Raw genomic sequence first — 25,825 nt, forward strand, 5'->3', positions numbered from 1 at the left:
AAACCGCCTTCGCGAGCAAGCCGCTCCTACAGGGGGCGGCGGTGTTTAGACCGCCACCGCACGCGGCTCGCTACGACGCAACGCCCGGGTCTTGTGCAACGTATCGGCGCAGGTCTTCGCCGCTTCCTGGCCCTTGTGCACGAAGTGCTCGAAGAAGAACTTCTGGTGCTCTTCCCCTGCATGGAAGTGATGCGGCGTGAGCACCACCGAGAACACCGGCACTTCGGTTTCCAGCTGGACCTGCATCAAGCCGCTGATCACCGATTGGGCAACGAACTCGTGGCGATAGATGCCGCCATCCACCACCAGGCCGGCGGCGACGATGCCGGCGTAACGGCCTGACTTGGCCAGAAGCTTGGCGTGCAACGGGATTTCGAAGGCGCCGCCGACTTCGAAGAAGTCGATGTCGCTTTCCTGATAGCCCTGGCTGATCATTTCCGCGACGAAGCCTTTACGGCTCTGGTCGACGATCTCCTTGTGCCAGCAGGCCTGGATGAACGCAACGCGTTCGCCCGGATGATTTTTGCTTTTGCTGTCGATTGCAGTGGGTTGCATGTTCTGGTTCCTGTTTGTGTGAAAAACAGGGCGTCATGAATCGAAGGGGATTTAAGGGTACGCCGCGCACAACAGCCGCAGTCGGCCCTAGGGTGTCAATCCCGTTCTCTCTTCATCCGGACTATGACCGTCGGCCCCGGGATCACACCGGGTCTGCTGACCTTGCCGCTACACCGCCGCAGCCGTGTACCACCAAGCGCTCGCGGGCTATGCACCTTGCGTGCAATTACCGCCGGTGGGGAATTGCACCCCGCCCTGAGAACGTTTTGCCGCCACGGTATGTGGCCGCGGACGTTTTTTAACACATAACCCCTGTGGGAGCGAGCTTGCTCGCGATAGCGGTGGGTCAGTCACATCAGTACTGCCTGGCACGACGCACCTGTGGCGAGGGAGCTTGCTCCCGCTGGACTGCGAAGCAGGCCCAATTCCACACGGCCGCTTCGCACTGGAGCGCCAGCCCGGCCGGGCGGGAGCAAGCTCCCTCGCCACGGAATTTCCTGCGCTCAGCCTTGATTATTTCCCGCCATGCCCGCAGTAATGGTGCTCGAAAGGGAAGTCCCCCCACCAGAACCCGAGGCCAGATTCATGAGTGTTATCGATCTTCGCAGCGACACGGTCACCCAGCCCTCCGCTGGCATGCTCGACGCGATGGCCAGCGCGCCTACCGGCGACGATGTCTATGGCGAAGACCCGACCGTCAATCGCCTCGAAGCCGAACTCGCCGAGCGCCTGGGGTTCGCGGCGGCGCTGTTCGTGCCCAGCGGGACCATGAGCAACCTGTTGGGGTTGATGGCTCACTGCGAGCGCGGCGATGAATACATCGTCGGTCAGCAGGCCCACACCTATAAATACGAAGGGGGCGGGGCGGCGGTGCTCGGCTCGATCCAGCCGCAACCGCTTGAAGTGCAGGCCGATGGCTCCCTTGATCTGGCGCAGGTGGCTGCAGCCATCAAGCCCGATGACTTTCACTTTGCCCGTACCCGCCTGCTGGCCCTGGAAAACACCATGCAGGGCAAGGTCCTGCCGTTGGACTATCTGGCCCGGGCCCGAGCATTCACCCGCGAGCACGGCCTGGCCCTGCACCTGGACGGCGCGCGGCTGTACAACGCGGCGGTCAAACTCAACGTGGACGCCAGGGAGATCACCCGGCATTTCGATTCGGTCTCGGTGTGCCTGTCCAAAGGGCTTGGCGCGCCCATTGGCTCGGTCCTGTGCGGCAGCGTCGAGTTAATCGGCAAGGCGCGTCGGCTGCGCAAGATGGTCGGCGGCGGCATGCGTCAGGCCGGGATCCTTGCGGCGGCGGGCTTGTACGCCCTGGAGCATCAGGTCCAGCGCTTGGCCGATGACCACGCCAATGCCCAGCGGCTCGCCGAAGGCTTGCGCGCGGCAGGGTATGAGGTCGAGCCGGTGCAGACCAACATGGTCTACGTGCAAATGGGCGAGCGAGCCGAGGCGGTCAAGGCATTTGCCGCTGAACGTGGCATCAAGCTCAGTGCAGCGCCACGTTTGCGGATGGTCACGCACATGGACGTCAGCCGTGCGCAAATTGACCAGGTGATCGCCACTTTCGTCGAATTTTCCGACAACTGATCGTCCAAGCGGCCCAATTGACAGTTTCTATCGCATAACACGCTGTACCCCACGCGAAGGGCCGATATAATGCGGCCCTTTGCCGTTGCTTCGTCTGTCGACGTTTTGCACAGGCCTTTGGCCGCAGCCTCCGTGGAAGAACCTAATGAAAAGCGCAGAAATCCGTGAAGCCTTCCTTCGCTTCTTCGAAGAGCAAGGCCACACCCGAGTAGCCTCCAGCTCTTTGATTCCGGGCAACGACCCGACCCTGCTGTTCACCAACGCGGGGATGAACCAGTTCAAGGACTGCTTCCTGGGCCAGGAAAAACGTGCCTACACCCGCGCGGTGAGCAGCCAGAAATGCGTGCGCGCCGGCGGCAAGCACAACGACCTGGAAAACGTCGGCTATACCGCTCGTCACCACACGTTCTTCGAAATGCTGGGTAACTTCAGCTTCGGCGACTATTTCAAGCGCGACGCCATCACTTTTGCCTGGACCTTCCTGACCTCCGACAAGTGGCTGAACCTGCCCAAGGAGAAACTCTGGGTCACGGTCTACGCCAGCGATGACGAAGCCTATGACATCTGGACCAAAGAGGTCGGTGTCCCGGCCGAGCGCATGGTGCGCATCGGCGACAACAAGGGCGCGCCTTACGCCTCCGACAACTTCTGGACCATGGGCGATACCGGCCCGTGCGGCCCATGCACCGAGATTTTCTACGATCACGGCGCCGACATCTGGGGCGGCCCACCCGGCTCGCCGGAAGAAGACGGCGACCGCTACATCGAGATCTGGAACAACGTGTTCATGCAGTTCAACCGCACCGCCGATGGCGTGTTGCATCCGCTGCCGGCGCCGTCGGTGGATACCGGCATGGGCCTGGAACGGATCAGCGCGGTGTTGCAGCACGTGCATTCCAACTATGAAATCGACCTGTTCCAGAGCCTGCTGAGCGCTTCGGCCAAGGCCATCGGTTGCACCAACGACAACCAGGCCTCGCTGAAAGTGGTCGCCGACCACATCCGTTCCTGCGGCTTCCTGATTGCCGACGGCGTGCTGCCGTCCAACGAAGGCCGTGGCTATGTGCTGCGCCGGATCATCCGTCGCGCTTGCCGTCACGGCAACAAGTTGGGCGCCAAGGGCAGTTTCTTCTATCAGATCGTCGCGGCCCTGGTGGCCGAGATGGGCGAAGCTTTCCCGGAACTCAAATCCCAGCAGGCGCACATCGAACGCGTGCTCAAGGCCGAGGAAGAGCAGTTCGCCAAGACCCTCGAACAAGGGCTGAAGATCCTCGAGCAGGACCTGGCCGAACTCACGGGCAACGTGGTCCCGGGCGACGTAGTGTTCAAGTTGTACGACACCTACGGCTTCCCGATGGACCTGACCGGCGACATCGCCCGCGAGCGCAACCTGACCCTCGATGAGGAAGGTTTCGAGCGCGAGATGGAAGCCCAGCGGGTGCGTGCGCGTTCCGCCAGCTCCTTCGGCATGGACTACAACAGCCTGGTAAAGGTTGATGTCGCCACCGAATTCACCGGCTATGCCGGCACCACCGGTTCGGCCAAGATCGTTGCCATCTATAAGGATGGACAGTCGGTCGATATCCTGAGCGAAGGCCAGGAAGGCGTGATCGTGCTCGACAAGACGCCGTTCTACGCCGAGTCCGGTGGCCAGATCGGTGATAGCGGCTACTTGCAGGCCGGCAATTCGCGCTTCGATGTGCGCGACACCACCAAGACCGGCGGCGCCTTCCTGCACCATGGTGTGCTGGCCTCGGGCAGCCTGATGGTCGCGGCTCCGGTGGCGGCCCATGTCGATGCCGAGGTGCGCCATGCCACCTCGCTGAACCACTCGGCCACCCACCTGCTGCACGCGGCGCTGCGCCAGGTACTGGGCGAGCACGTCCAGCAGAAGGGCTCCTTGGTGGACAGTCAGCGCCTGCGCTTTGACTTCAGCCACTTCGAAGCCATCAAGCCGGAACAGCTCAAGGCACTGGAAGAGATCGTCAACGCCGAGATTCGCAAGAACTCCCCGGTAGAAACCGAAGAAACCGACATCGAGACCGCCAAGCAGAAGGGTGCGATGGCCCTGTTCGGCGAGAAGTACGGCGACAGCGTGCGTGTGCTGAGCATGGGTGATTTCTCGGTGGAGCTGTGCGGTGGCATCCACGCCAACCGGACCGGCGACATCGGCCTGCTGAAGATCATCAGCGAAGGCGGCGTGGCCTCCGGCGTGCGCCGTATCGAGGCGGTCACCGGTGCTGCGGCCCTGGCGTACCTCAACGGCGCCGAAGAACAACTCAAGGAAGCGGCGAGCCTGATCAAGGGCAGCCGTGACAACCTGATCGACAAGCTGTCGGCTGTGCTGGAGCGCAACCGCTTGCTGGAAAAGCAACTGGAACAGTTGCAGGCCAAGGCCGCCAGCGCCGCGGGCGACGATCTGTCGGCCCAAGCCGTGGACGTCAAGGGCGTGAAGGTCCTGGCCGCGCGCCTGGATGGCCAGGATGGCAAGGCGCTGCTGGCGCTGGTCGATCAACTGAAAAACAAACTCGGCCGCGCAGTGATCCTGCTCGGCGGTGTCCATGAGGAAAAGGTCGTTCTCGTCGCAGGCGTGACCAAAGACCTGACTGGCCAACTCAAAGCCGGTGATTTGATGAAGCAGGCCGCTGCGGCAGTGGGCGGTAAGGGCGGTGGTCGTCCGGACATGGCGCAGGGCGGCGGTACCGACGCCGGCGCACTGGACGCGGCACTGGCCCAGACCGTGGCATTTGTAGAGCAGGGTATTTAAGACAGCCTCCCGGGCTCGCAGTCTAGTGGCGAGCCCGGTTGCTGTTGAGTGATTATTGGGCGCCCTTCACGGGCAGAGGCGGCTTTGAAATGGCTTTGATCGTACAGAAATTTGGAGGCACCTCGGTCGGCACTGTCGAGAGAATCGAACAGGTCGCCGACAAGGTTAAGAAATTCCGTGATGCGGGCGATGACCTGGTGGTCGTGCTGTCGGCAATGAGCGGCGAGACCAACCGTCTGATCGATCTGGCCAAGCAAATCAGTGGCGAGCAGCAACCGGTTCCCCGTGAACTGGACGTGATCGTTTCCACCGGCGAGCAGGTGACCATCGCCTTGCTGGCCATGGCCTTGATCAAGCGTGGCGTGCCGGCGGTGTCCTACACCGGCAACCAGGTTCGTATCCTGACGGACAGCGCGCACAACAAAGCGCGTATCCTGCAGATTGACGATCAGAAAATTCGCGGTGACCTGAAGGCTGGTCGCGTCGTGGTCGTAGCCGGTTTCCAGGGCGTGGACGAGCACGGCAACATCACCACCCTCGGCCGTGGCGGTTCCGACACGACGGGTGTGGCGCTGGCGGCGGCCCTGAAGGCTGACGAGTGCCAGATCTACACCGATGTGGACGGCGTCTACACCACCGACCCACGGGTGGTGCCCGTGGCCCAGCGCCTGGACAAGATCACCTTCGAAGAGATGCTGGAAATGGCCAGTCTCGGCTCGAAGGTGCTGCAGATCCGGGCGGTGGAATTCGCCGGCAAGTACAACGTTCCGCTGCGCGTCCTGCACAGCTTCAAAGAGGGTCCGGGTACCCTCATTACTATTGATGAAGAGGAATCCATGGAACAGCCGATCATTTCCGGCATCGCTTTCAACCGCGATGAAGCCAAGCTGACCATCCGTGGCGTGCCAGACACCCCCGGCGTGGCGTTCAAGATTCTCGGCCCGATCAGTGCCGCGAACATCGAAGTCGACATGATCGTGCAGAACGTTTCACACGATAACACTACCGACTTCACCTTTACCGTACACCGCAACGACTACCAGTCGGCCGAAGCGATCCTGAAAAAGACCGCAGGCGAGATCGGTGCCCGGGAAGTCGTCGGCGATACCAAGATCGCCAAGGTCTCGATCGTCGGTGTCGGCATGCGCTCCCACGCAGGCGTGGCCAGTCGCATGTTCGAATCCCTGGCCAAGGAAAGCATCAATATCCAGATGATCTCGACCTCGGAAATCAAGGTTTCCGTGGTGATCGAAGAGAAGTATCTGGAACTGGCCGTGCGCGCCCTGCACACGGCTTTCGAACTCGACGCGGCTGCCCGACAGGGCGAGTAAGCGTTGTCCTGAGGGCGCGGTTGGACCGCGCCCTTTGTTTTTTTGAATGGCGCGTCCCAAAACTGTTCTTTTGCCCGCGCTAGTCAATACTTAGGCGTGTGGGCTTCGGCCGTTCCGGTCGTTGGCCCCATCCCCTTTTTTTGCAGACTGTTGTCCCTGAACTGAATTGCGTGAGGAGAAAGGTATGCTGATTCTGACTCGTCGGTGCGCGGAAAGCCTGATTATTGGCGATGGCGAAATCACCGTGACCGTGCTCGGCGTCAAAGGAAACCAAGTGCGTATCGGCGTCAACGCCCCGAAAGAGGTTGCGGTGCACCGTGAGGAAATTTACCTGCGGATCAAGAAAGAGAAGGACGACGAACCAAGCCATTAATTTTTATCGATTTTTATGTTTGCAAACGGGGATGAAGGTGGTTAATATACGCCCCGTGTTGCGGAGAGCTGGCCGAGTGGCCGAAGGCGCTCCCCTGCTAAGGGAGTACACCTCAAAAGGGTGTCGGGGGTTCGAATCCCCCGTTCTCCGCCATTATTCGTTTAGTGCGTCAAAACCTGGCTTGCTCGGTAAGTGATTGAAATTACTGAAAAAAGCGCTTTACAAAAGGAATTGACGACCTATAATGCGCGGCAACAAATGCACTCGTAGCTCAGCTGGATAGAGTACTCGGCTACGAACCGAGCGGTCACAGGTTCGAATCCTGTCGAGTGCACCATTTAAGAGTTGTTTGCAGCGATGCAAATTACTTGGCTTCAACCAGTTGTGATCTGGTATAAAACCACAACCTGCACTCGTAGCTCAGCTGGATAGAGTACTCGGCTACGAACCGAGCGGTCACAGGTTCGAATCCTGTCGAGTGCACCATATACCAAGAAGCCCGCATTTATTGCGGGCTTTTTGCTGTCTACGATTTGGCTTTTACGCACCCTTTCTCGTCGAACACGATCTCTGCACTGCGGCCTTTCTTCGCTTTGTAGGTGTAGCGCGTGCTCGAATTCCTGGTCTTGATCGAGTTGGGCTTGCCCAGGGCGCTCTCCACGTCCTGCTGGCTCATGCCCGCGATGACGCGCTTTTGCAGGATGGCTTCCCGGCGTTGCCTGGCGCTGATGAGGTTGCCACAACGGTCTTCGAACTGGCCGACCACGATCGGTTCTTTGCGTGCGGCTTTATTACTGGATATTGGCCGATGCTCGGCTTCCGGCAGCATCGATTCGGTCTTTGGCGCAATTGTGCCCGGGCTATAGGGATGGATCTGTTGCAGCGACAGAACGTCTTCCGGTCCGCAACTCAAGGTGGTGAATGTCACGTGTCCCGCGCCGCTTTCGCAGCGATGCACGGTTTGCCCGGCGGCCCATAGTGGCAGGCAAAGCAGGTTGGCAAGCAGAAGCAGGTGGCGGTTGGTCGGCATCCGTGGCGCCCTCCTTGACGCTGAAAAACAGAAGGGTAGCCGCTGCATTTGCGGTGAGGCGTGTGTTTTCTTTTCAGGATAAGTCGTCGTATGGAGACGGTTCAGCCTATGTTCAGGTTTGTCTCGCAAGCGCTTGTTCTTGCCACGATTTTTTAACGTTTTAAAACGTCAAGCGGTGTATGATTGCGCCCGTCAGCCCCGCCGGGGCTTTGGAATACTTCCATGGACTTACCCAGTAGTTACTCAATATTTAGTTTTGCCAATCAAGAATTGACTGATTGAATCTTCCGGCGTGCTCCACTGCTGGGAGTGGAGTTCGCCTATGACCCAAGTTGAAGTAAAGAAAACACAGGAAAGCCTTCAGGATCGTCTGGCTCAGGTCGTCGAGCTGCTGCATCGCCAGCGGGTCGTTGAAGACCTGACGCATCGCCAGGAGGGTCCGCATCATGACCGGGTCGAGAACCTGGTCCACCGGCAGAACCTCGTCGAGTTGCAACGCAAGCTCGATGACCTGCACTCCGCCGACGTCGCCTACATTCTTGAAGCCTTGCCACTGGAAGAGCGTCTGACGGTCTGGCAGTTGGTCAAGGCCGATCGCGACGGCGACATCCTGCTTGAAGTGTCCGACTCGGTCCGTGAAACCCTGATCGCCGACATGGATGATCACGAGTTGCTGGCGGCGGCCAAGGAAATGGACGCTGACGAACTCGCCGACCTCGCGCCTGAACTGCCACGGGACGTTGTCCACGAACTGATGGAAGCCCTCGACGGCCAGCAGCGTGAGCGTGTGCGCTCGGCGTTGTCCTATGACGAGGAGCAGGTCGGCGCGCTGATGGACTTCGAGATGGTGACAATCCGCGAGGACGTCAGCCTTGAAGTGGTCTTGCGTTACCTGCGTCGCCTGAAGGAGTTGCCAGGGCATACCGACAAGCTGTTCGTGGTCGACTACGACGGCGTGCTGAAGGGCGTGCTGCCGATCAAGCGTTTGCTCGTCAACGACCCGGAAAAACAGGTGGCCGAGGTCATGGCCAGCGATCCGGTGAGCTTTCACCCGGATGAAGACGCCTATGATGCGGCTCAGGCGTTCGAACGTTATGACTTGATTTCGGCACCGGTGGTCGACAAGAACGGCAAATTGATTGGCCGTCTGACCATCGATGAAATGGTCGACCTGATTCGTGAGGAAAGCGAAAGCGAAGTCCTCAACATGGCCGGTCTGCGCGAAGAAGAAGACATCTTCGCCTCGGTCTGGAAATCCTTGCGTAACCGTTGGGCCTGGCTGGCAATCAATCTGATCACGGCCTTTGTCGCGTCCCGGGTCATCGGGCTGTTCGAGGGCTCCATCGAGAAACTGGTGGCGCTCGCCGCGCTGATGCCGATCGTGGCCGGCATTGGCGGCAATTCAGGCAACCAGACCATTACCATGATCGTCCGGGCCATGGCGCTGGACCAGGTCAGCACTGGTAATACCTCGCGCTTGATGCGCAAGGAACTGGCTGTTGCCCTGATCAATGGCGTGATCTGGGGGGGCGTGATCGGCGTGGTGGCCTATCTGCTTTATGGCAGTTGGTCGTTGGGTGTGGTCATGACCGCTGCAATGACGCTCAACCTGTTGCTGGCGGCATTGATGGGGGTGCTGATCCCCATGACCCTGGCCCGCATGGGGCGAGATCCCGCCATGGGAGCCAGCGTGATGATTACCGCCATGACGGACAGCGGCGGGTTCTTTATTTTTCTAGGGTTGGCGACGGTTTTCCTGCTCTGAAGCTAGCCTGATTAATCGTGGCGAGGGAGCTTGCTCCCGTTGGGCTGCGTAGCGGCCCCAATTTTTGTGGGTGCTATGCCCTCAAGCGGGAGCAAGCTCCCTCGCCACGGGATCAGTCGAAAATCCAAGTCGAGCCCAAATCCCAGGCAAAAAAAAGCCAGCACAAGGCTGGCTTTCAATAGCTTGGGTGCGATCAGGATGCTTCTGCGTTCTGCTCTGCGTCATGAGCGATCAGCGAAACGAGGGCGTTCTGCTGACGATGAGACAGTTGTCGGAAGCGTTGAAGCAGTTCTCGCTCATGCAATGACAGCTCCGGGCTGTCCAAGCGCATGCTCAACTCTTCACCCAACGCGCCTTCCTGAATGAGGCTTTGCTCAAGGCGCGCGATGATTTCGGAGTTCATGCTGCGGTGATGATTGCGAGCCACCTCGGCAATGCGTTCCCGCATTCCGTCTGGCAGACGTACGACGAACTTGTCAGCCGTACGGCTGGAATAAATTGCCTGTTTCAATGGGCGCATATATTTAACCGGTTAGTTCAGGGGAGCGGTTCTCGGGATTGGCCGCAGGATGTCGATAGGACAAGCTCCGCAGCCAAATGTTCAACCTGAATTGTTAAGAGGCCCGCATCATGCCTCAAAATGGCCAGATCATTGGCGCCAATTCTGTGACAAATTCTGATCCGCGTAAAGGCGTTATGCCAGTACCCTTCATCAAAAATTGCGGACTGGTTTGAAAAATCCAAAACGTCCGCAGCTTGTGACCGTCACATCGTGTCGATGTGCCATACCGTCTGGCGGATAACCGCAATCAAACCAAAGGCGCTTACATCCTTGTCTTATATAGGATAGTGGCAAATGGCCGATTTACTACGTGAACCCGCGAAAGACAGATGAGCGGTGACCCGGCTTCGGACCTTTGGCGTTGTGGGGCAGGCAGGCGGTACCATTTGCCTACACTTAAAAAGCCAGGGACAACATGACAAACGCAGGGCGGGTCGTTAACATGCACGCCGTCCCGCACACCGCGTATCTCGTGGTCGACTCGTGTCTCAGTAGCTCAATTGGATAGAGCATCCCCCTCCTAAGGGGAAGGTTGGCAGTTCGAACCTGCCCTGGGACACCATATATTCAAGGTCAGCAGCCAAATCGCCGCAACAGCGTAACTGCCAGTGGCAGTAGGCGGCGTACAGCAATGGCTCCGGCCCGCCATGATCTGCGAGCCGCTCTCCCGGCGACCCACCGTGTCAGGCGCGGTCGTTTGATGGTATGCGCTGTTCAATCACGACGCGCTCGAATGGTCCGGCCAAAACGACGTAACCGAATATTCCGATCAGGTCGTGAGCTGCAACGAACCACAGAGCTGAGTTGAATGAGCCAGTCGAAGCAACGAAGTAGCCAATCACTACCGGGGTAATGATCCCGGCGATATTGCCGATGCCGTTGAATACCCCGCCACTGAGTCCCACCATGTTTTTCGGCGCCGTGTCGGACAGTACCGCCCAGCCTACTGCTGCCAGCCCCTTGCCAAAAAATGCCAGGGCCATCAGTGCAATCACCATGACAATCCAGCGCTGCCATCTTTCCTGCGAATGGCCGAGGATTATTTCCGCTGCCTCGATTGATGCTGCCCATTGTTCAACAGCAAAAACGCAGCCAAAGGACATCCTTTCATGACCGTCAGCGCAGGTTGGCGTGGCGTAGCCGCTCACGGATATTGCTGAGATGAAGTTGCATGGCCGCCTTGGCTGCGGCGGGGTCGCCCTCGGCAATGCCTTGATATATCGCTCGATGTTCTCGATGTAAACGTAAGCTGTACTCGGTTCGATCCCCGTCATTGAGTGCGGCGCTGTCCAGACCTTTGCGGGGTATGAGGTCGATGCCCAGATGATCGGTGATATCGACGAAGTAGCGATTGCCTGTCGCCAGGGCAATCTGTCGATGAAACTCATGATCGGCCGCAGCCGCCACGTCGCGGCTGATCGTCGGATCCGCCAGAGTTTCGAGGGATGTTTGCATGCCTGCCAGATGAAGCGGGCTTCGGCGTTGAGCGGCAAAGCCTGCTGCTTCCACTTCGACACTGATACGAAGTTCGATGATGGCCAGGACATCCCCTAACGAGGTGCCTGAACCAGAGGGTGAATCGAAATCAGGAGTGTCGCTGACGAACGAGCCAATGCCGTGCCTGGTAATGATCAGGCCACGGGTTTGCAGCTTGGAAATAGCTTCGCGCACGACTGTTCGGCTGACACCATGTTCAGCCATGAGATGCACTTCTGGAGGCATTCTCTGTCCACGATCCAGTGCGCCGTTGGTAATCTGCTCGGCCAGGATCTGAGCGAGTACAGACGAAAGGTTTCTTGATTGATTCAAGCCCTTGGGCCGACGCTGGAGGGGATGCCCTGGTTCGAATGTGCAGGTGTCCATATCAGCCCCTGTCCGTAAGCGGTCATGTCATTCAACGTCGCTGTGGCCTGTTGCACGACATGACGGCGCTGAGTCTGTGCCGCATGCCGGGCAACTGAGCCACAGGTGAGTAGCTAGCCGATAGCGGCTTCGCTCCACTCGCTATTGACCAGGCGTTTTAGCTTGAGTGGATTGGCGTTTTGCAAGGCTGGTGGCAACAGTGCATCGGGGTAATTCTGGAAGCACACCGGGCGCAGAAAACGATCGATTGCCAGGGTACCGACGGAGGTGCCGCGCGAATCCGACGTTGCCGGGTATGGCCCGCCATGAACCATGGCTTCACAGACTTCTACGCCGGTGGGATACCCGTTGACCAATATCCGTCCGACTTTGTGTTCCAGCACAGGGATGAGCCATTGGTATTGCAGCAGGTCGGACTGTTCGCCAATCAGCGTGGCGGTCAACTGGCCACGCAATGATTTGAGCGCGAGTTCAAGCTGATGGTCGTCCGCCACTTCGATCACAATCGTCGTTGGCCCGAAGACTTCTTCTTGCAACAGTTCATCACCCTCGAGCAGCAGGCTCACATCAGCCTTGAACAACTGTGGGTGCGCCTGGTTTCCGGTCTGCTCGGCGCCGGTCAGGTGTGTAATGCCGGGATGGGTGTGTAGGTGTTCAAGGCCCTTGGAATAGTTGCGCAGGCCGCCTGCGTTCAGCATCGTCTGTGGTGCTTGAGCCGCCATCTGGCCTTTGAGGTGCTCGAGGAATTGCGCGAACTGCGCGGACTTGATCCCTATGACCAGGCCAGGATTGGTGCAGAACTGGCCGCAACCCATCACCACAGAGGCCGCCAGGTCTTTTGCCACTGTTTCGCCCCGTGTCGCCAGTGCGCCGGGCAGCAGCACGACAGGGTTGATGCTCGACATTTCTGCAAACACCGGAATGGGTTGTGGGCGCTCTGCGGCCATCTTGCACAGCGCATTCCCACCGCCGAGGGAGCCGGTGAAGCCCACCGCCTGTATGGCTGGATGCTTGACCAGCCACTCACCGACGCCTGCGCCGAAGATCATGTTGAATACACCCTTGGGCATTGCGGTGCGTTCGGCAGCTCGAACGATGGCGCAACCCACCAGATCGGCGGTTGCCATGTGGCCACTGTGTGCCTTGAACACCACTGGGCAGCCAGCCGCCAGGGCGGCCGCGGTATCGCCACCGGCGGTAGAAAACGCCAAGGGGAAGTTGCTGGCACCAAACACGGCGACCGGGCCTACACCGATGCGGTATTGACGCAGGTCGACTCGCGGCAGTGGCGTGCGATCCGGCAGGGGGAGGTCAATGCGTGCACCTAGAAAGTCGCCACGACGCAGCACTTTTGCAAACAGGCGCATCTGGCCGCTGGTGCGTGCTCGTTCACCCTGGATGCGACCTGCTGGTAATGCGGTTTCCTGGCAAACGATGGCGACGAAGTCGTCGCCCAGTTGATCAATCTCGTCGGCGATTGCCTCGAGAAATTCAGCTCGGCGTGCAGGGCTCAACTGTCGATATTCAACGAAGGCTGTTTCGGCAGCCAGTGCGGCGCGATCTACTTCAGCTTCTGTCGCTTGAAAAAAATCGTATGGCAGAGCCTGGCCAGTGGTTGCATCCAGGCTGCTCAGTTTCTTATCGCCGTCGGCGCTACGCTCGCCAGCAATGAAGTTTTGGCCAAGAAGAGTGAACATATCGGTCTCCGTGTGCTTCAGACCGGGCATGGAATGCTTGTCCGAAGTCGGTTAAATGATGCGACACAGGGGGAGGGGTACTTTGGGTACCCCTTTTTCTGAGGGTGCAGCCTTATGAGAGCGGTGGGCGTTACTTGTGCCAAGGCCTGGACTAGCGCACCAGGCAAGGCTGTTTGTTGTTGAAGCTCCAGCCTGGAATCAAAAACTGCATTGCGACGCTGTCATCCCGAGCGCCAAGTCCCATGCCTTTGTATACCTCATGTGCCTTGGCAACCGCGTCCATGTCAATGTCCACACCCAGACCATGTTTGGTCGGAACCTGGACGTAGCCGCCTTCGATTTTCAGCGGTTCCTTGGTCAAGCGCTGACCGTCCTGCCAGATCCAGTGGGTATCGATCGCCGTGATCTCTCCAGGTGCTGCGGCTGCTACCTGAGTGAACATGGCCAGGGAGATGTCGAAGTGGTTGTTGGAGTGAGAACCCCAGGTCAGCCCCCATTCATGACACATCTGAGCCACTCGGACTGAGCCCTGCATTGTCCAGAAATGTGGATCGGCGAGCGGGATGTCGACCGATTGCAACTGGATCGCGTGGCCCATTTCGCGCCAGTCGGTTGCAATCATGTTGGTCGCGGTTTTAAGGCCGGTGGCGCGACGGAATTCAGCCATGACTTCACGCCCCGAATAACCATTTTCCGCGCCGCATGGATCTTCAGCGTAGGCCAGGACGTGATGCTGATCCCGGCACAAGCGGATGGCTTCTTTCAGTGACCACGCGCCATTGGGGTCGAGCGTGATACGGGCATCAGGAAAGCGTTCGGCCAACGCCGTGACCGCTTCGATCTCTTCATCGCCGCTCAACACACCCCCTTTGAGCTTGAAGTCATTAAAGCCGTATTTGGCCTTCGCGGCCTCGGCCAGGCGCACCACGGCCTCGGCGGTCATGGCTTTCTCGTGACGCAGGCGGAACCAGTCGTTGTCTGCTTCGGATTCGTTGCGGTACGCAAGATCCGTGACGTTGCGATCGCCGATGTAGAACAGGTAGCCGAGCATCTTCACGGCATCGCGTTGCTGGCCTTCGCCCAGCAATGCGGCAACCGGCACCTCGAGGAATTGACCCAGCAGGTCGAGCAGGGCGGCTTCCATCGCGGTGACCGCATGGATGGTAATTCGAAGGTCGAACGTTTGCAGGCCGCGGCCGGCTGAATCACGCGATGCAAAGGTCGTCCGCATCTGATTGAGGATGCGTTGGTACTGACCGATAGGTTGGCCGATGACCAGGCCGCGAGCGTCTTCGAGTGTCTCGCGGATACGCTCGCCACCGGGTACTTCACCTACGCCAGTGTTGCCGGAGCTGTCTTTGAGAATGACGATGTTACGGGTAAAAAACGGGCCGTGAGCACCGCTCAGATTCAGCAACATGCTGTCGTGACCCGCTACGGGTATGACTTGAAAACTGGTGACAACCGGTGATTTCGTGGTGTTGGCAGCGTGTTCAGCATTCATGGCAAATTCCTGCAAAATGAGTTCGTTCAGCGATCAATAGGTCAGTGGGATTTGCTGACTGTCGCGCCGGGTGACGCCATGTTCGGCGGCGTGACCAGTGTTGATGGTTTTGGCGACGTCTTGGCAAAGAACACCAGTATTGCCGCGAGTACCGAGGTGCCCGCCAAGCCGTAGAGGCCACCTTGGATCGACCCGGTTGTTTGTTCCAGGAAGCCGAAGGTCGTTGGCGCCACGAAGCCGCCCAGGTTACCGATCGAGTTGATCAGCGCGATGACGGCCGCCGCGATACGTGCATCCAGGTAGCCCTGCGGAATTGGCCAGAATAAAGACGACGCCGATTTGAAGCCGATGGCGGCAAAGCAGATGGCTACGAAGGCAAAGATCGGCCCGCCGGTGGTGGAAAAGAACATACCGGCAGCGGCAATCAACAGTGCAGTTGCAACCCAGGCTTGTTGGAATTTGAATTTGCTCGACAACGCCGCGAAGGAGTACATGGCGATGATCGAAATCAACCAAGGGATCGAGTTGAAGAAGCCCACCTGAATGTCGCTGAGGTCACCCATCTTCTTGATGATGCTGGGGAGCCAGAAAGTGGCGGCGTAGATGGTCAGCTGAATGCAGAAATACAGCGCGCAGAAAAGCATGATCTGGCGGTCTTTGAGGAGTTTGCCGATGGTCGGCTTGACGGTCGCCACTGCCTCACGTTCACGTTGTTCCTGATCAATTGCGTCGACCAGTGCGTCCTGTTCTTCGCGAGTCATCCATTTTGCGTCGTGGGGTTTGGAATCCAGCCAGAACCAGACGAAGAAACCCAGCACAACAGAGGCAAGACCTTCGATGGCAAACATCCACTGCCAGCCGTGGAAGCCGAAGCCTTCGATTTGTAGCAGGGCACCCGACAGCGGGCCGGAGATCAGCGAAGCGATTGCCGAGCCACTCAAGAAAATGGCGATGGCTTTACCGCGTTCTACACCAGGCAACCAGCGGGTGAAGTAGTAGATTACGCCGGGGAAAAAGCCTGCTTCGGCGACGCCCAGCAGAAAGCGCAGGATGTAGAAGTGGGTTTCGTTCTGGATGAACGCCATCATCGTGGCGACGATGCCCCAGGTGAGCATGATGCGGGTCAGCCAGACTCGAGCCCCGATTCTTTGCAAAAGCATGTTGGACGGGACTTCGAAGAGCGCGTAGCCGATGAAGAACAGGCCAGCGCCCAGACCGTAGGCGGCAGCACCGATGCCGAGGTCATGTTCCATGTGCGTGCGCACGAAACCGATATTGACCCGGTCGATGTAGTTGAGGATGAACATGATGACGAAAAGTGGGAGCACATGACCCTTCACTTTACGCACGGCGCGAGCCAGGACTGAATCTTCTGGAACGACAGATGCACTGCTTGAGTTATTCACAATTCAAATCTCCCACTGATTATTTTTATGCGGGTTTGGGTGTGATGCCGGCGACTTGACCGCCGGTTGTTGCCGGCGGATTACTGGGCGCCGAGTTTCTTGATCAGCGCATCCAGCTCTTCCATTTCATTTGGCAGCAGGTCAGTCAGCGGAGCTCGCACAGGGCCAGCATCATGGCCTACCAGTTTGGCGCCGGCCTTGACGATGCTGACGCCATAGCCCTCGCAGCGATTGCGGATATCCAGGTAAGGCAGGAAGAAATCATCGATGAGTTTGCCCACGGTTTCGTGGTCTTCAGCTGCGATCGCGCGGTAGAACTCCATCGCCGTTTTGGGAATGAAGTTGAATACCGCCGAGGAGTAAACCGGCACGCCCATCGCTTTATAAGCGGCGGCGTAGACTTCGGCGGTTGGCAAGCCGCCCAGGTAGGTCAAGCGTTCACCCAGCCGGCGGCGAATTGAAACCATGCTTTCAATGTCACCCACGCCGTCCTTGAAGCCAATCAGGTTTGGGCAGCGATCGGCAATTTTTTCCAGGCTTTCAGCGTTCAGGCGGCAGACGTTACGGTTGTAGACAACAACGCCGAAATCGACCGATTTGCAGACTTGCTCAACGTGGGCGACCAGGCCTTCCTGGCTGGCTTCTGTCAGGTAATGAGGCAGCAGCAATACCCCCGCTGCGCCCTGGCGTTCGGCTTCCTGAGCCAATGCGATGGCTTGGCGGGTCGAACCGCCCGTGCCTGCCAGAATCGGCACTTCGCCACGGCAGGTTTCAACCGCGACCTTGATGATTTGCGAATACTCGCCCGCTTCGAGCGAAAAGAACTCGCCTGTGCCACCGGCTGCAAACAACGCGCTCGCCCCGTACGGCGCGAGCCATTCCAGGCGTTTGGCGTAGGTGTCGGCGCGGAAGTCACCCGCAGCGTCAAAGTCAGTCAATGGAAAAGACAGGAGGCCTTCGGAGAGGATGGACTTGAGTTCTTGAGGGGTCATGTGTTTCGCCTGCATCGCTGTTTTTGTTGGGATGTCATGGGTGTTCTGTTGATAGACATCATACAAGTAATTTTTTTGTTCGCAACGACATGCTCTAGGATTTCTTTGCATAACAGACGGAAAAATTGAGTCCTTTCGGTTATTGATGTGCCCAATTTTAAGGGGTTGTTCGGCCAGGCGTTGGGTTTTATCGGTTTTTCTTTAGATGATGCAGCAAGCGGAAAGTGGGTTTGGTGGTGAGATGAAAATGTGTGTTGTCATACAAGTTTGGCGTCCAGGATTCTCTTTGCTCGACGGCATTGCGCCAGAGGAGCGCTGGCGGGTGATAAGCTCTTCCCAGCAAAAATCCTGGACTCGAACTTATGCAAACCGAAAGTGGAATACCCGTCCGAAGACGATCCAATAATCTGGCTCAGGGTGTGGTCGAGGCGCTGACACAGCGCATTTTGCTCGGGCAGTTGAAGCCGGGCGAAAAGTTGCCTTCGGAATCCACCATCGTGCGCGAGCATGGCGTCAGTCGCACCGTCGTGCGGGAGGCTATTTCCAAGTTGCAAGCGTCGGGCTTGGTGGAAACTCGTCACGGAATAGGAACGTTTGTACTTGAGCGACCGGCGCCGCCCGGACTGCGCCTGCATATGGATACGGTCGCGAGTGTCAGGAACATGCTTGAGCTGCGTCTGGGTCTAGAAGTACAGGCTGTAGCGTTAGCCGCCGTGCGCAGATCCGACGATCAGCTCGCTCGCATGCGTCAGGCACTGACTGACTACCAGGCATCGCTGGCCAACAACGACAGTTGCGTCGAGGAGGACAAGCGCTTCCACCAACTGATCGCCGAGGCCACCGGCAATACTTTTTTTACCGAAATCATGCAGCACTTGGGCAGCGCGATGATTCCGCGTACGCAAGTCAAGGTTGACGAGCGCGGCGGCGCCGACTTTTCTCAGTTGGGGCATCTGGCGAGCCTGGAGCATGAAGCGATTTTCAATGCCATTAAACGGCAGGATCCCGATGCCGCCCGAGCCGCGATGGTGCTGCATTTGACCAATAGCCGAGATCGGTTTTCGGGGCAGTGATCCGTTAACGGAACGCCATTTGCGGCCGATAACCTGACGAGTCCTATCTTCTGCGGCATTTAGTTGTTTTGCCGTTGGGTTATTTTCTTACTTGCCTGGACATCCTCGATGCTGGCGTACCACCAAAAAAGCTTTCTGATCGTCGATGATTTCTCGGATTTCCGCAGCTCGATCCGTTCCATGTTGCGTGAGCTGGGCGTCAAGGATGTGGACACCGCCGATACCGGTGAAGTGGCGCTGCGCATGTGCTCGCAGAAACGCTATGACTTTATTTTGCAGGACTACCACCTGGGTGACGGGCGCAAGAACGGCCAGCAGGTGTTGGAAGATTTGATGGTCGAGAAGCTGATCAGCCATGAGAGTGTATTCCTCATGGTGACCGCCGAGACCAGCCAGGCGATGGTGCTCAGTGCCCTGGAGCATGAGCCCGATGCCTACCTGACCAAGCCGTTCAACCGCTCCGGCCTGGCCCAGCGGCTGGAGCGGCTGGAACAGCGCAAGACGCTGCTCAAGCCGATCCTCCAGGCGCTGGATCGCGGCAAGCCAATGGAAGTGCTCAACGCGTGTATCGCCCTGTGCAAGCAGGATCCGCGCTACGGGCCGTTGTGCCTGCGTTATCGGGCCGATGCGTTGCGCGACCTGAATCAGAACGAAGCCCTGGAGCGGCTGTACAACACCATCCTGGCGGATCGTCCGCTGCCCTGGGCCTATGCGGGCCTGGGCAAGTTGCTGTTCAAGCGCGGTCAGGTGCTGCAGGCCAAGGACGTCTATGAGAAGGCGCTGAAAACCTTCCCGATGATGCCGGCCCTGTACGACGGCATGGCCGAGGTGCTGGTGGCCGAAGGCGACACCAAACAGGCGCAGCACGTACTGGAAGAAGCGGTGCGTCTGTCGCCGCTGGCGGTGCGTCGACAAGCGCTGCTCGGCAAGCTGGCGATGACCAACGAAGACTACGACACCGCGTCCAGGGCCTATCGCCAGGCGGTCGGGCAGGGCGCACAGTCGCGCTTCAAGGACCCGGAGACCAACCTGGGCCTGGCCCATGCGCTGATCAGCAAGGGTAGCGAAAAGGGTCTCGATACCCGCACCCGGCTGGAGATCAATACCACCCTCAGCGCCGTGGCGAAGGAAAATCTCAACGACCCGGGGTTGCAGGTCCGAGCTCGGCTGATGAAGGCCACCAGCATGCTGCTCAACGATGCCGAGACCGCCGAGAAACTCACCGAACAGGCCTTGCAGCGCCTCGATGGCATGGAGCAGTTCATGAGCGCCGAGGCCGCGTTGCTGGTCGCCAAGCAGTTGCAGATGCTCGGCCAGGCCAGTGCCGGCGAGTCGATGCTCAAGAACTGCGCGGAAATCTACGGCGATGACCCGGCGGTGATGCAAGGCATCGCCAAACTCACCGATGACCCGAACATCCTCAATCAGGGCAATGCCGCCGCCGAGCTGAACCGCGAAGGCGTGCGCGTCTACAAGACCGGGGCGTTGCCGGAGGCGCGGGAGTTGTTCCGTCGCGCGCTGAAGATGCAGCCCAAGAACATCAGTATTGCTTTGAACATGGCGCAGTCCCTGCTGCACGGCACCGATACCAGCGTGGAATCGGAACTGCTGCAAGAGTGCCGCGCCTGCCTGAAACTGGTGGGCATGATGCCCGACACCGATGCGCGTTTTGCGCGTTATCAAAAACTGCGAAGCAAGGCATTTGGCGATGAATGACAGCGAACAGGCACTCGATTTTTCCACGGTGATCGCATCTACCGTGCACGACATGAAGAACTCCCTGACCTTGCTCATGCAGGCGCATACGCAATGGCTCGAGCGTTTGCCCGAGCCTGAGCGCCAGACGCCGGAACAGGGCGTCATCGAGTTCGAGTTCGCGCACCTCAACGGCCTGATGGTGCAGCTGCTGGGGCTCTACAAGCTCGGCGTCAACCAGTTGCCACTGCATCCGGCCTACCACGAGCTGGATGACTTCATCGAGGCGCAGCTGGCCGCTCACCAGGACGTGTTCCGCAGCCGCGGGATCATGGCGACCTATGAAGTCGATCCGCTGAGCCCCCTGGGCTTTTTCGACCGCGAACTCATTGCGTCGGTGCTCGACAACTGCATCACCAACGCCATTCGCCACGGGCGCCAGGCATTGTTGATCAGTGCCAGCGACGAGGCCGGACAACTGGTCTTGACCATCAATGACGACGGCGACGGCTACCCGACCGAAATGATCGAGCGTCAGGCCGAATACGTGCAAGGCATCAACCACAGCAGCGGCAGCACCGGCCTGGGCTTGTACTTTGCCGCGCGGATCGCCGGGCTGCATCAGCGCGGCGGCGTCTGCGGGCGTACCGAGATTGCCAATGGCGGTGTGTTGGGCGGTGGGGTGTTCAGGATTTATCTGCCGTAAACTGTCGAGCAGCAAAATCGAAACCCTGTGGGAGCGGGCTTGCTCGCGAATGCGGTGTGTCAGTTAATAAATCTTCGACTGACACACCGCATTCGTCGGATCGCCGCCCGGAGCAAGCCCGCTCCCACAGGTTTTTCCTCGGTGTTTATTGTGTTGGGCTGCTTGAAATTCCGAACAGCCGAAGCCTATTTTGTACGGGTCGCCGCTCGCGGCTCGCACATAACAAGGATTGCGTCATGACGACCGATGGCCAGGGTTCACTCGCGCAGCGACTGACCGGCATTGATGAGATTGAATGTGTCACGCCGGATTTGAATGGCGTGCCGCGGGGCAAGGTGATGACCGCCGAGGGCTTTCTCGAAGGCCGGCGGTTGCAGCTGGCGCGGGGCGTATTGCTGCAATGCATCATGGGCGGTTATCCACCGGCGCGTTTCTACGGCGGCGAGGACGGTGACCTGGCGTTGGTGGCCGATCCGAAGCAGATCCATCGCCTGCCATGGAGCCGGCAGCCCCGTGCCCTGGCGATCTGCGATGCCGACGAACTGAGCGGCGAAAGCTCGCCGCTGTCCACTCGCGGCCAACTCAAAACGGTAATCGCCCGCTATGCGGCCCACGGCCTGGCGCCGGTGGTGGCGACCGAGCTGGAGTTTTTCGTGTTCGCACCCAACCCGGACCCGACCCAGCCGTTCCAGCCGCCGGTGGGGCTGGACGGTCGTCGCGAAGACGGCCTGTCGGCGTTCAGCGTCAGCTCCAACAACGGCCTGCGCCCGTTCTTCAGTGAAGTCTATGAAGCCATGGCGGCGCTGGGCTTGCCGCGCGACACCTTCATGCACGAAATGGGCGTGAGCCAGTTCGAAATCAATCTGCTGCATGGCGATCCTCTGTTGCTGGCCGACCAGACGTTCCTGTTCAAGCATCTGCTCAAGGAAGTCGGTCTCAAGCACGGCCTGATGGTGGTCTGCATGGCCAAGCCGCTGGCCCACACAGCGGGCAGTTCGATGCATATCCATCAGAGCCTCGTCGAGCGCGACAGCGCTCGCAACGTGTTTTCCGATGAGGCCGGCGAGCCGACGGCGACTTTCCGGCATTTCATTGGTGGGCAACAGGCCTGCCTGGCGGATTTCACCGCGTTGCTGGCGCCGAACGTGAATTCCTACCAGCGCCTGTGCCACCCGTACGCCTCGCCGAACAATGCTTGCTGGTCCCACGACAATCGCTCGGCCGGGTTGCGCATCCCCGCCAGCTCGCCCGTGGCCCGCCGGATCGAAAACCGATTGCCGGGCGCGGATGCCAACCCTTACCTGGCGATTGCCGCCAGCCTGGCAGCCGGGCTTTATGGCATCGAGCGGCGCCTGGAACCCAGCGCCGCGATCCAGGGTGAGTTCGAGGTGCCGGATAATCTGTCGCTGCCATGTACCTTGCATGCCGCCCTGGAGCGTCTGAAGCGTAGCTTGGTCGCGAAGGAACTGTTCGGTGCGGAGTTCATCGAAGGTTACATCGCTTCGAAGGCCCTGGAACTGACCAGTTTCCTTGACGAAATCACGCCCTGGGAACGACGCGTTCTAGCGGCGCAGGCCTAACCAACCGCTGCATCCGGGCTATCTTGCAAGGTAGCCCTCACTCACCTCAAGGAGCCGCTCGGAACGCCGATGCGCCAAATCTGGAAACCTTTTCGAGCGCTTTATTTCGCCTCGCTGATGATGTTGATCGGCTCCGGCCTCTTGAGTACTTACCTGGCCTTGCGGCTGGCTGCCGACCATGTCGACAGCCTGTGGGTCGGTGCGCTGATGGCCGCCAACTATTTCGGCCTGGTGCTGGGCGGCAAGATCGGTCATCGGCTGATTGCCCGGGTCGGGCATATCCGTGCCTATTCAGCCTGTGCCGGCATCGTCGGGGCGGCGGTCCTGGGCCATGGCCTGGTGAACTGGCTGCCGGCCTGGATCGTGCTGCGGATGATCGTCGGCCTCGGCATGATGTGCCAGTACATGGTCATTGAAAGCTGGCTCAACGAGCAGGCCGACGCCAAGCAGCGCGGCGTGGTGTTCAGCGGTTACATGATCGCCTCGTACCTGGGGCTGGTTCTGGGCCAACTGATCCTGGTCATGCATCCGGCTCTGGGGCTGGAACTGCTGATGCTGGTGGCGCTGTGTTTCGCCCTGTGCCTGGTGCCGGTCGCGCTGACCCGGCGGATTCACCCGGCGCCGCTGCGTCCGGCGCCGATGGAGCCACGGTTTTTCATCAAGCGGGTGCCGCAGTCACTGAGCACCGTGTTGGGCTCGGGGCTGATCGTCGGTTCGTTCTATGGCCTGGCCCCCTTGTATGCCTCACAGCAGGGCTTGTCGACCGAGCAGGTCGGTCTGTTCATGGGTAGCTGCATTTTTGCCGGATTGTTGGTGCAGTGGCCATTGGGCTGGTTGTCCGACCGTTACGACCGGGCGATGCTGATCCGCTGCTTTGCGCTGTTCCTGGCGGTTTGTGCGTTGCCGCTGGCGATTTTGCAACAGGTGCCGCTGGAAGTGTTGTTTGTCGCCGGCTTCTGCTGTTCGCTGGTCCAGTTCTGTCTGTATCCCTTGGCGGTGGCGTTCTCCAACGACCACGTCGAGGGTGATCGCCGGGTGTCGCTGACGGCGATGCTGCTGGTGACCTACGGTGTTGGCGCCAGTATCGGGCCGCTGGTGGCGGGGGTGCTGATGAAGATGTTCGGCAGCCACATGCTCTATGCCTTTTCTGCCTTCTTCGCCCTGGTGCTGGTGTGGCGGATCCGGCCGAAAGCGGTGACCAACCTGCATCAGGTCGACGACGCGCCGTTGCATCACGTGGCCATGCCGGACAGCATGTCGAGTTCGCCGCTGGTGGCGTGCCTCGACCCGCGGGTGGATGAACAGGTGGTGCAGGACCAGATGCAGGCGCCGCTCAATCCGGACGTCGAGCCAGGGCCGGTTGAAGAGCCGGTCGCTGAAGCCGAAGCGCAAGCCGACGAACCGGCGACACCGGACTTCACCCAGGCCCGGCCATGAGCCAGGCATAAAAAAACGGGCAGTCACCGCAAGGGACTGCCCGTTTTTTTATGGTGCCTGGAATCAGAGGTCGTCTTTATCGAAGCGACGGGCTTCGCGCTGGAGCTGATAGACAAAACGCTCGACCTGGCGCTGCACCAGGCCACTGACGTTATGGAAGCGCACGCCGGCGAAGGTGGTGTTGATCCGTTCTTCGAAATGCAGGTGACGCAGTTCGACGGGAGCGGTCATGTTGCCAAAGGGCAGGGCGGCGATGAAGCGCTCATAGACCTGGCCCAATTGCAGGCGCTCGGTGATGTCGCCTTCGAAGCGCAGCTTGCAACCGGTTGCCGAAATGTCCAGCAGCTTGCCGCTGGCCGGCGACTTGAGCTTATCGCCACCCAGTTCGACGCTCACCAGTTGCGTCAGTTTCAGGGCGGCGCGGAAGGCGTTGCGGCGCTGGTGATAAACCACTTCCTCGGGCAAGGCGCCACGATAGCAGCGATCGCCCTTGGACTCATCGATGGTCAGCGGACCGTTGCCTTCCCAGGCGATACGCACGCCGTCATGGAAACCCTCTACACGAAACGGCTCGCCTGCCAGCAGGAAGCGTTCGCCATCACGCGGAATCATTTCATCCAGGGCAATGGTGTTGTTCTCGCGATCCACATTCACCAGATAGGTCTGGAAGCGCTGAGTGCGTTCGTGAAAGGTAATGATCAGCGGGTCGTGGCTTTCCTCCAGCATCCGCAGGTTGCCGGAGATTTCCAGAGGCGTGGTGAGGACCTTCGGTGGCTGCGGAGCATCATCCGCGTTTGAGGCATTGAACACGGTAGGTCAATCTCCAGGCAAAATACGACTACGAGTAGCCAGCATTTTGCCAGCATGTCTCGCGCGTTGATAGAGCACAGGCGCTGTTCCTTTTACGCCTGACTGAGCGGGCGGTGCTTGACCATCCGGGCGGTCGAGCCGCTGGCGTCATACAAGGTCGGGATTTCGCCGCCGTTGAGGATCCGCAACTGATTAGCGGTCGCGGCCTGCTGGGTCAGGATTGACTGGCCGTTACGCGCATTGGTGGCCTGGCACTGGGCGAGCAGGTCATTGAGGACTTTGCTCTGGGACAGCAACTGGTCGCCGATTGATGATTGGCTGGCCAATTGCTCGAGGCCTTCGTGACTGGCGGGCAGGTTCAGGCTGATAAGGATTTCGCTGCGCTTGCGGCCATGCTGGTCGAGCAAAATGATCAGTGCCTGTTTCTGTGCCAGGATGTTTTCCAGCAAGGGCATGTCGCGACCATGCAGGGCCAGTGATTCGGCCTGCAGCAATTCCAGCAGTTGTTGCGCTGGAGCGAAGTCGTCGATGATCAGTTGCAATAAAGTCGAATCGTGCATGGCTGGCCTTGGGTCTTAAGCGTCCAAAAGCCTGGCGCTGGCGATGGCCTAGCGCTGGGCTTCGAAGTTGAGCAGTTTGCTGGCGACGCGGTTGCTGTCGACTTTATAGCTGCCATCGGCGATTGCTGCTTTCAACTCGGCCACGCGGGCTTTGTCGACGACAGGTTGATCGCGCAGCTTGTCAGTGACCTTCTGCAACTGCTGGGCCTCAGTGCTGAGGTGTACGGACTCTCCATTGCTGACCTTTTCGGCCGGGGTAGACAGCGGCGCGGATTTGTCGGTTTCCTTGCTCGCGCTGGTACGCGTGGTGCCTGGCAACGGTGAAGAGCTGTTTAAACGATTGAAGTCGATGACCATGGTAGAAAACCTCTGGATATTTGGACGCTTGCCATGTTCTCGGCTATCCCTGAAAAAACTTTAGGCTCATTTTATTCAATGAGCATGCGCACGTCTGCGCTAGCCTTCCTGTAAAGGCACAGTCTAGGGAACACCGGGGTCAAGCGCCAGCTTTGTACCCGTTTCTACCGCG

Annotated in this window: 22 protein-coding genes, 4 tRNA genes and 1 riboswitch; of the genes, 14 read left to right on the top strand and 12 right to left on the bottom strand. The window is 59.2% G+C overall.

Going from position 1 to position 25,825, the window contains the following annotated elements:
• Positions 1-45: 45 nt before the first annotated feature.
• Positions 46-555, bottom strand: coding sequence for a 6,7-dimethyl-8-ribityllumazine synthase (locus RGM2987_RS14865; protein ID WP_245142451.1), 510 nt, complete (start codon positions 553-555; stop codon positions 46-48).
• A gap of 99 nt (positions 556-654) precedes the next feature.
• Positions 655-822, bottom strand: a riboswitch (FMN riboswitch).
• Positions 823-1,140: 318 nt separating this feature from the next.
• Here RGM2987_RS14865 and ltaE point away from each other — a divergent pair.
• From ltaE to RGM2987_RS14900, 7 genes are all read left to right on the top strand, one after another.
• Complete coding sequence (gene ltaE / locus RGM2987_RS14870) at positions 1,141-2,145, top strand: low-specificity L-threonine aldolase (RefSeq protein WP_245142453.1); 1,005 nt, start codon at positions 1,141-1,143, stop codon at positions 2,143-2,145.
• 145 nt (positions 2,146-2,290) lie between these two features.
• A complete protein-coding gene (gene alaS, locus RGM2987_RS14875; RefSeq protein ID WP_245142455.1) occupies positions 2,291-4,912 on the top strand; it encodes an alanine--tRNA ligase in 2,622 nt (873 codons plus the stop codon).
• Positions 4,913-5,001: 89 nt separating this feature from the next.
• Complete coding sequence (locus RGM2987_RS14880; protein WP_245142457.1) at positions 5,002-6,243, top strand: aspartate kinase; 1,242 nt, start codon at positions 5,002-5,004, stop codon at positions 6,241-6,243.
• Positions 6,244-6,427: 184 nt separating this feature from the next.
• Positions 6,428-6,616: a carbon storage regulator CsrA gene (gene csrA, locus RGM2987_RS14885; protein WP_003178872.1), complete on the top strand. Its 189-nt coding sequence runs from the start codon at positions 6,428-6,430 to the stop codon at positions 6,614-6,616.
• A gap of 62 nt (positions 6,617-6,678) precedes the next feature.
• Positions 6,679-6,769, top strand: a tRNA-Ser gene (locus tag RGM2987_RS14890).
• A 107-nt stretch (positions 6,770-6,876) separates the two neighbouring features.
• Positions 6,877-6,953 (top strand) — tRNA-Arg (locus RGM2987_RS14895).
• Between the two features lie 72 nt (positions 6,954-7,025).
• A tRNA-Arg gene (locus RGM2987_RS14900) sits at positions 7,026-7,102 on the top strand.
• Positions 7,103-7,142: 40 nt separating this feature from the next.
• Here RGM2987_RS14900 and RGM2987_RS14905 read toward each other — a convergent pair.
• A complete protein-coding gene (locus RGM2987_RS14905; RefSeq protein WP_245142459.1) occupies positions 7,143-7,646 on the bottom strand; it encodes a cell envelope protein SmpA in 504 nt (167 codons plus the stop codon).
• 322 nt (positions 7,647-7,968) lie between these two features.
• Between RGM2987_RS14905 and mgtE the strand changes: the two genes are divergently transcribed.
• Positions 7,969-9,411, top strand: coding sequence for a magnesium transporter (gene mgtE / locus RGM2987_RS14910; protein ID WP_245142462.1), 1,443 nt, complete (start codon positions 7,969-7,971; stop codon positions 9,409-9,411).
• A 193-nt stretch (positions 9,412-9,604) separates the two neighbouring features.
• On the opposite strand, the gene RGM2987_RS14915 is transcribed toward mgtE, so the two are convergent.
• On the bottom strand, positions 9,605-9,931 hold the full coding sequence (locus tag RGM2987_RS14915; protein WP_245142464.1) for an Arc family DNA-binding protein: 327 nt from the start codon (positions 9,929-9,931) through the stop codon (positions 9,605-9,607).
• A gap of 527 nt (positions 9,932-10,458) precedes the next feature.
• On the opposite strand from RGM2987_RS14915, the gene RGM2987_RS14920 reads away from it, so the two are divergent.
• Positions 10,459-10,535, top strand: a tRNA-Arg gene (locus RGM2987_RS14920).
• 121 nt (positions 10,536-10,656) lie between these two features.
• On the opposite strand, the gene RGM2987_RS14925 is transcribed toward RGM2987_RS14920, so the two are convergent.
• The 6 genes from RGM2987_RS14925 to kdgD form a co-directional block, all read right to left on the bottom strand.
• Positions 10,657-11,121, bottom strand: a complete 465-nt coding sequence (locus RGM2987_RS14925) for a hypothetical protein (RefSeq protein ID WP_245142466.1) — start codon at positions 11,119-11,121, stop codon at positions 10,657-10,659.
• Positions 11,090-11,836, bottom strand: a complete 747-nt coding sequence (locus tag RGM2987_RS14930) for a FadR/GntR family transcriptional regulator (protein WP_245142469.1) — start codon at positions 11,834-11,836, stop codon at positions 11,090-11,092. Before RGM2987_RS14930 ends, RGM2987_RS14925 begins: the two co-directional genes overlap by 32 nt.
• A gap of 113 nt (positions 11,837-11,949) precedes the next feature.
• A complete protein-coding gene (locus RGM2987_RS14935; protein WP_245142472.1) occupies positions 11,950-13,533 on the bottom strand; it encodes an aldehyde dehydrogenase (NADP(+)) in 1,584 nt (527 codons plus the stop codon).
• Between the two features lie 151 nt (positions 13,534-13,684).
• Positions 13,685-15,037: a glucarate dehydratase gene (gene gudD, locus RGM2987_RS14940; RefSeq protein ID WP_245142474.1), complete on the bottom strand. Its 1,353-nt coding sequence runs from the start codon at positions 15,035-15,037 to the stop codon at positions 13,685-13,687.
• Between the two features lie 41 nt (positions 15,038-15,078).
• Positions 15,079-16,443, bottom strand: a complete 1,365-nt coding sequence (locus RGM2987_RS14945) for an MFS transporter (RefSeq protein ID WP_245142476.1) — start codon at positions 16,441-16,443, stop codon at positions 15,079-15,081.
• Between the two features lie 80 nt (positions 16,444-16,523).
• Positions 16,524-17,435: a 5-dehydro-4-deoxyglucarate dehydratase gene (gene kdgD / locus RGM2987_RS14950; protein WP_245142478.1), complete on the bottom strand. Its 912-nt coding sequence runs from the start codon at positions 17,433-17,435 to the stop codon at positions 16,524-16,526.
• A 362-nt stretch (positions 17,436-17,797) separates the two neighbouring features.
• Between kdgD and RGM2987_RS14955 the strand changes: the two genes are divergently transcribed.
• The 5 genes from RGM2987_RS14955 (at position 17,798) to RGM2987_RS14975 (ending at position 23,926) form a co-directional block, all read left to right on the top strand.
• Positions 17,798-18,508: a FadR/GntR family transcriptional regulator gene (locus RGM2987_RS14955; protein WP_245142481.1), complete on the top strand. Its 711-nt coding sequence runs from the start codon at positions 17,798-17,800 to the stop codon at positions 18,506-18,508.
• 108 nt (positions 18,509-18,616) lie between these two features.
• Positions 18,617-20,224: a tetratricopeptide repeat-containing response regulator gene (locus RGM2987_RS14960; protein WP_245142484.1), complete on the top strand. Its 1,608-nt coding sequence runs from the start codon at positions 18,617-18,619 to the stop codon at positions 20,222-20,224.
• On the top strand, positions 20,217-20,909 hold the full coding sequence (locus tag RGM2987_RS14965) for a HAMP domain-containing sensor histidine kinase (RefSeq protein WP_245142486.1): 693 nt from the start codon (positions 20,217-20,219) through the stop codon (positions 20,907-20,909). Before RGM2987_RS14960 ends, RGM2987_RS14965 begins: the two co-directional genes overlap by 8 nt.
• A 338-nt stretch (positions 20,910-21,247) precedes the next feature.
• On the top strand, positions 21,248-22,489 hold the full coding sequence (locus tag RGM2987_RS14970; RefSeq protein WP_245142573.1) for a glutamine synthetase family protein: 1,242 nt from the start codon (positions 21,248-21,250) through the stop codon (positions 22,487-22,489).
• Positions 22,490-22,558: 69 nt separating this feature from the next.
• Positions 22,559-23,926 (top strand): MFS transporter, encoded by a 1,368-nt coding sequence (locus RGM2987_RS14975; protein WP_245142489.1) that lies wholly within the window; start codon positions 22,559-22,561, stop codon positions 23,924-23,926.
• Positions 23,927-23,989: 63 nt separating this feature from the next.
• On the opposite strand, the gene RGM2987_RS14980 is transcribed toward RGM2987_RS14975, so the two are convergent.
• The 3 genes from RGM2987_RS14980 to flgM form a co-directional block, all read right to left on the bottom strand.
• Positions 23,990-24,736: a flagellar brake protein gene (locus tag RGM2987_RS14980; RefSeq protein ID WP_245142491.1), complete on the bottom strand. Its 747-nt coding sequence runs from the start codon at positions 24,734-24,736 to the stop codon at positions 23,990-23,992.
• A 92-nt stretch (positions 24,737-24,828) separates the two neighbouring features.
• Positions 24,829-25,296, bottom strand: coding sequence for a flagellar protein FlgN (locus tag RGM2987_RS14985; RefSeq protein WP_245142493.1), 468 nt, complete (start codon positions 25,294-25,296; stop codon positions 24,829-24,831).
• A gap of 48 nt (positions 25,297-25,344) precedes the next feature.
• A complete protein-coding gene (flgM, locus tag RGM2987_RS14990; RefSeq protein WP_245142495.1) occupies positions 25,345-25,653 on the bottom strand; it encodes a flagellar biosynthesis anti-sigma factor FlgM in 309 nt (102 codons plus the stop codon).
• Positions 25,654-25,825 lie beyond the last annotated feature (172 nt).

The sequence above is a fragment of the Pseudomonas sp. RGM2987 genome (assembly GCF_022952855.1).
In the GTDB taxonomy this organism is placed as follows: domain Bacteria; phylum Pseudomonadota; class Gammaproteobacteria; order Pseudomonadales; family Pseudomonadaceae; genus Aquipseudomonas.

Coding starts and splice junctions, on each gene's coding strand:
- RGM2987_RS14865 (WP_245142451.1), bottom strand. CDS start 555: ATGCAACCCACTGCAATCGACAGCAAAAGCAAAAATCATCCGGGCGAA.
- ltaE (WP_245142453.1), top strand. CDS start 1,141: ATGAGTGTTATCGATCTTCGCAGCGACACGGTCACCCAGCCCTCCGCT.
- alaS (WP_245142455.1), top strand. CDS start 2,291: ATGAAAAGCGCAGAAATCCGTGAAGCCTTCCTTCGCTTCTTCGAAGAG.
- RGM2987_RS14880 (WP_245142457.1), top strand. CDS start 5,002: ATGGCTTTGATCGTACAGAAATTTGGAGGCACCTCGGTCGGCACTGTC.
- csrA (WP_003178872.1), top strand. CDS start 6,428: ATGCTGATTCTGACTCGTCGGTGCGCGGAAAGCCTGATTATTGGCGAT.
- RGM2987_RS14905 (WP_245142459.1), bottom strand. CDS start 7,646: ATGCCGACCAACCGCCACCTGCTTCTGCTTGCCAACCTGCTTTGCCTG.
- mgtE (WP_245142462.1), top strand. CDS start 7,969: ATGACCCAAGTTGAAGTAAAGAAAACACAGGAAAGCCTTCAGGATCGT.
- RGM2987_RS14915 (WP_245142464.1), bottom strand. CDS start 9,931: ATGCGCCCATTGAAACAGGCAATTTATTCCAGCCGTACGGCTGACAAG.
- RGM2987_RS14930 (WP_245142469.1), bottom strand. CDS start 11,836: ATGGACACCTGCACATTCGAACCAGGGCATCCCCTCCAGCGTCGGCCC.
- RGM2987_RS14935 (WP_245142472.1), bottom strand. CDS start 13,533: ATGTTCACTCTTCTTGGCCAAAACTTCATTGCTGGCGAGCGTAGCGCC.
- gudD (WP_245142474.1), bottom strand. CDS start 15,037: ATGAATGCTGAACACGCTGCCAACACCACGAAATCACCGGTTGTCACC.
- kdgD (WP_245142478.1), bottom strand. CDS start 17,435: ATGACCCCTCAAGAACTCAAGTCCATCCTCTCCGAAGGCCTCCTGTCT.
- RGM2987_RS14955 (WP_245142481.1), top strand. CDS start 17,798: ATGCAAACCGAAAGTGGAATACCCGTCCGAAGACGATCCAATAATCTG.
- RGM2987_RS14960 (WP_245142484.1), top strand. CDS start 18,617: ATGCTGGCGTACCACCAAAAAAGCTTTCTGATCGTCGATGATTTCTCG.
- RGM2987_RS14965 (WP_245142486.1), top strand. CDS start 20,217: ATGAATGACAGCGAACAGGCACTCGATTTTTCCACGGTGATCGCATCT.
- RGM2987_RS14970 (WP_245142573.1), top strand. CDS start 21,248: ATGACCGCCGAGGGCTTTCTCGAAGGCCGGCGGTTGCAGCTGGCGCGG.
- RGM2987_RS14975 (WP_245142489.1), top strand. CDS start 22,559: ATGCGCCAAATCTGGAAACCTTTTCGAGCGCTTTATTTCGCCTCGCTG.
- RGM2987_RS14985 (WP_245142493.1), bottom strand. CDS start 25,296: ATGCACGATTCGACTTTATTGCAACTGATCATCGACGACTTCGCTCCA.
- flgM (WP_245142495.1), bottom strand. CDS start 25,653: ATGGTCATCGACTTCAATCGTTTAAACAGCTCTTCACCGTTGCCAGGC.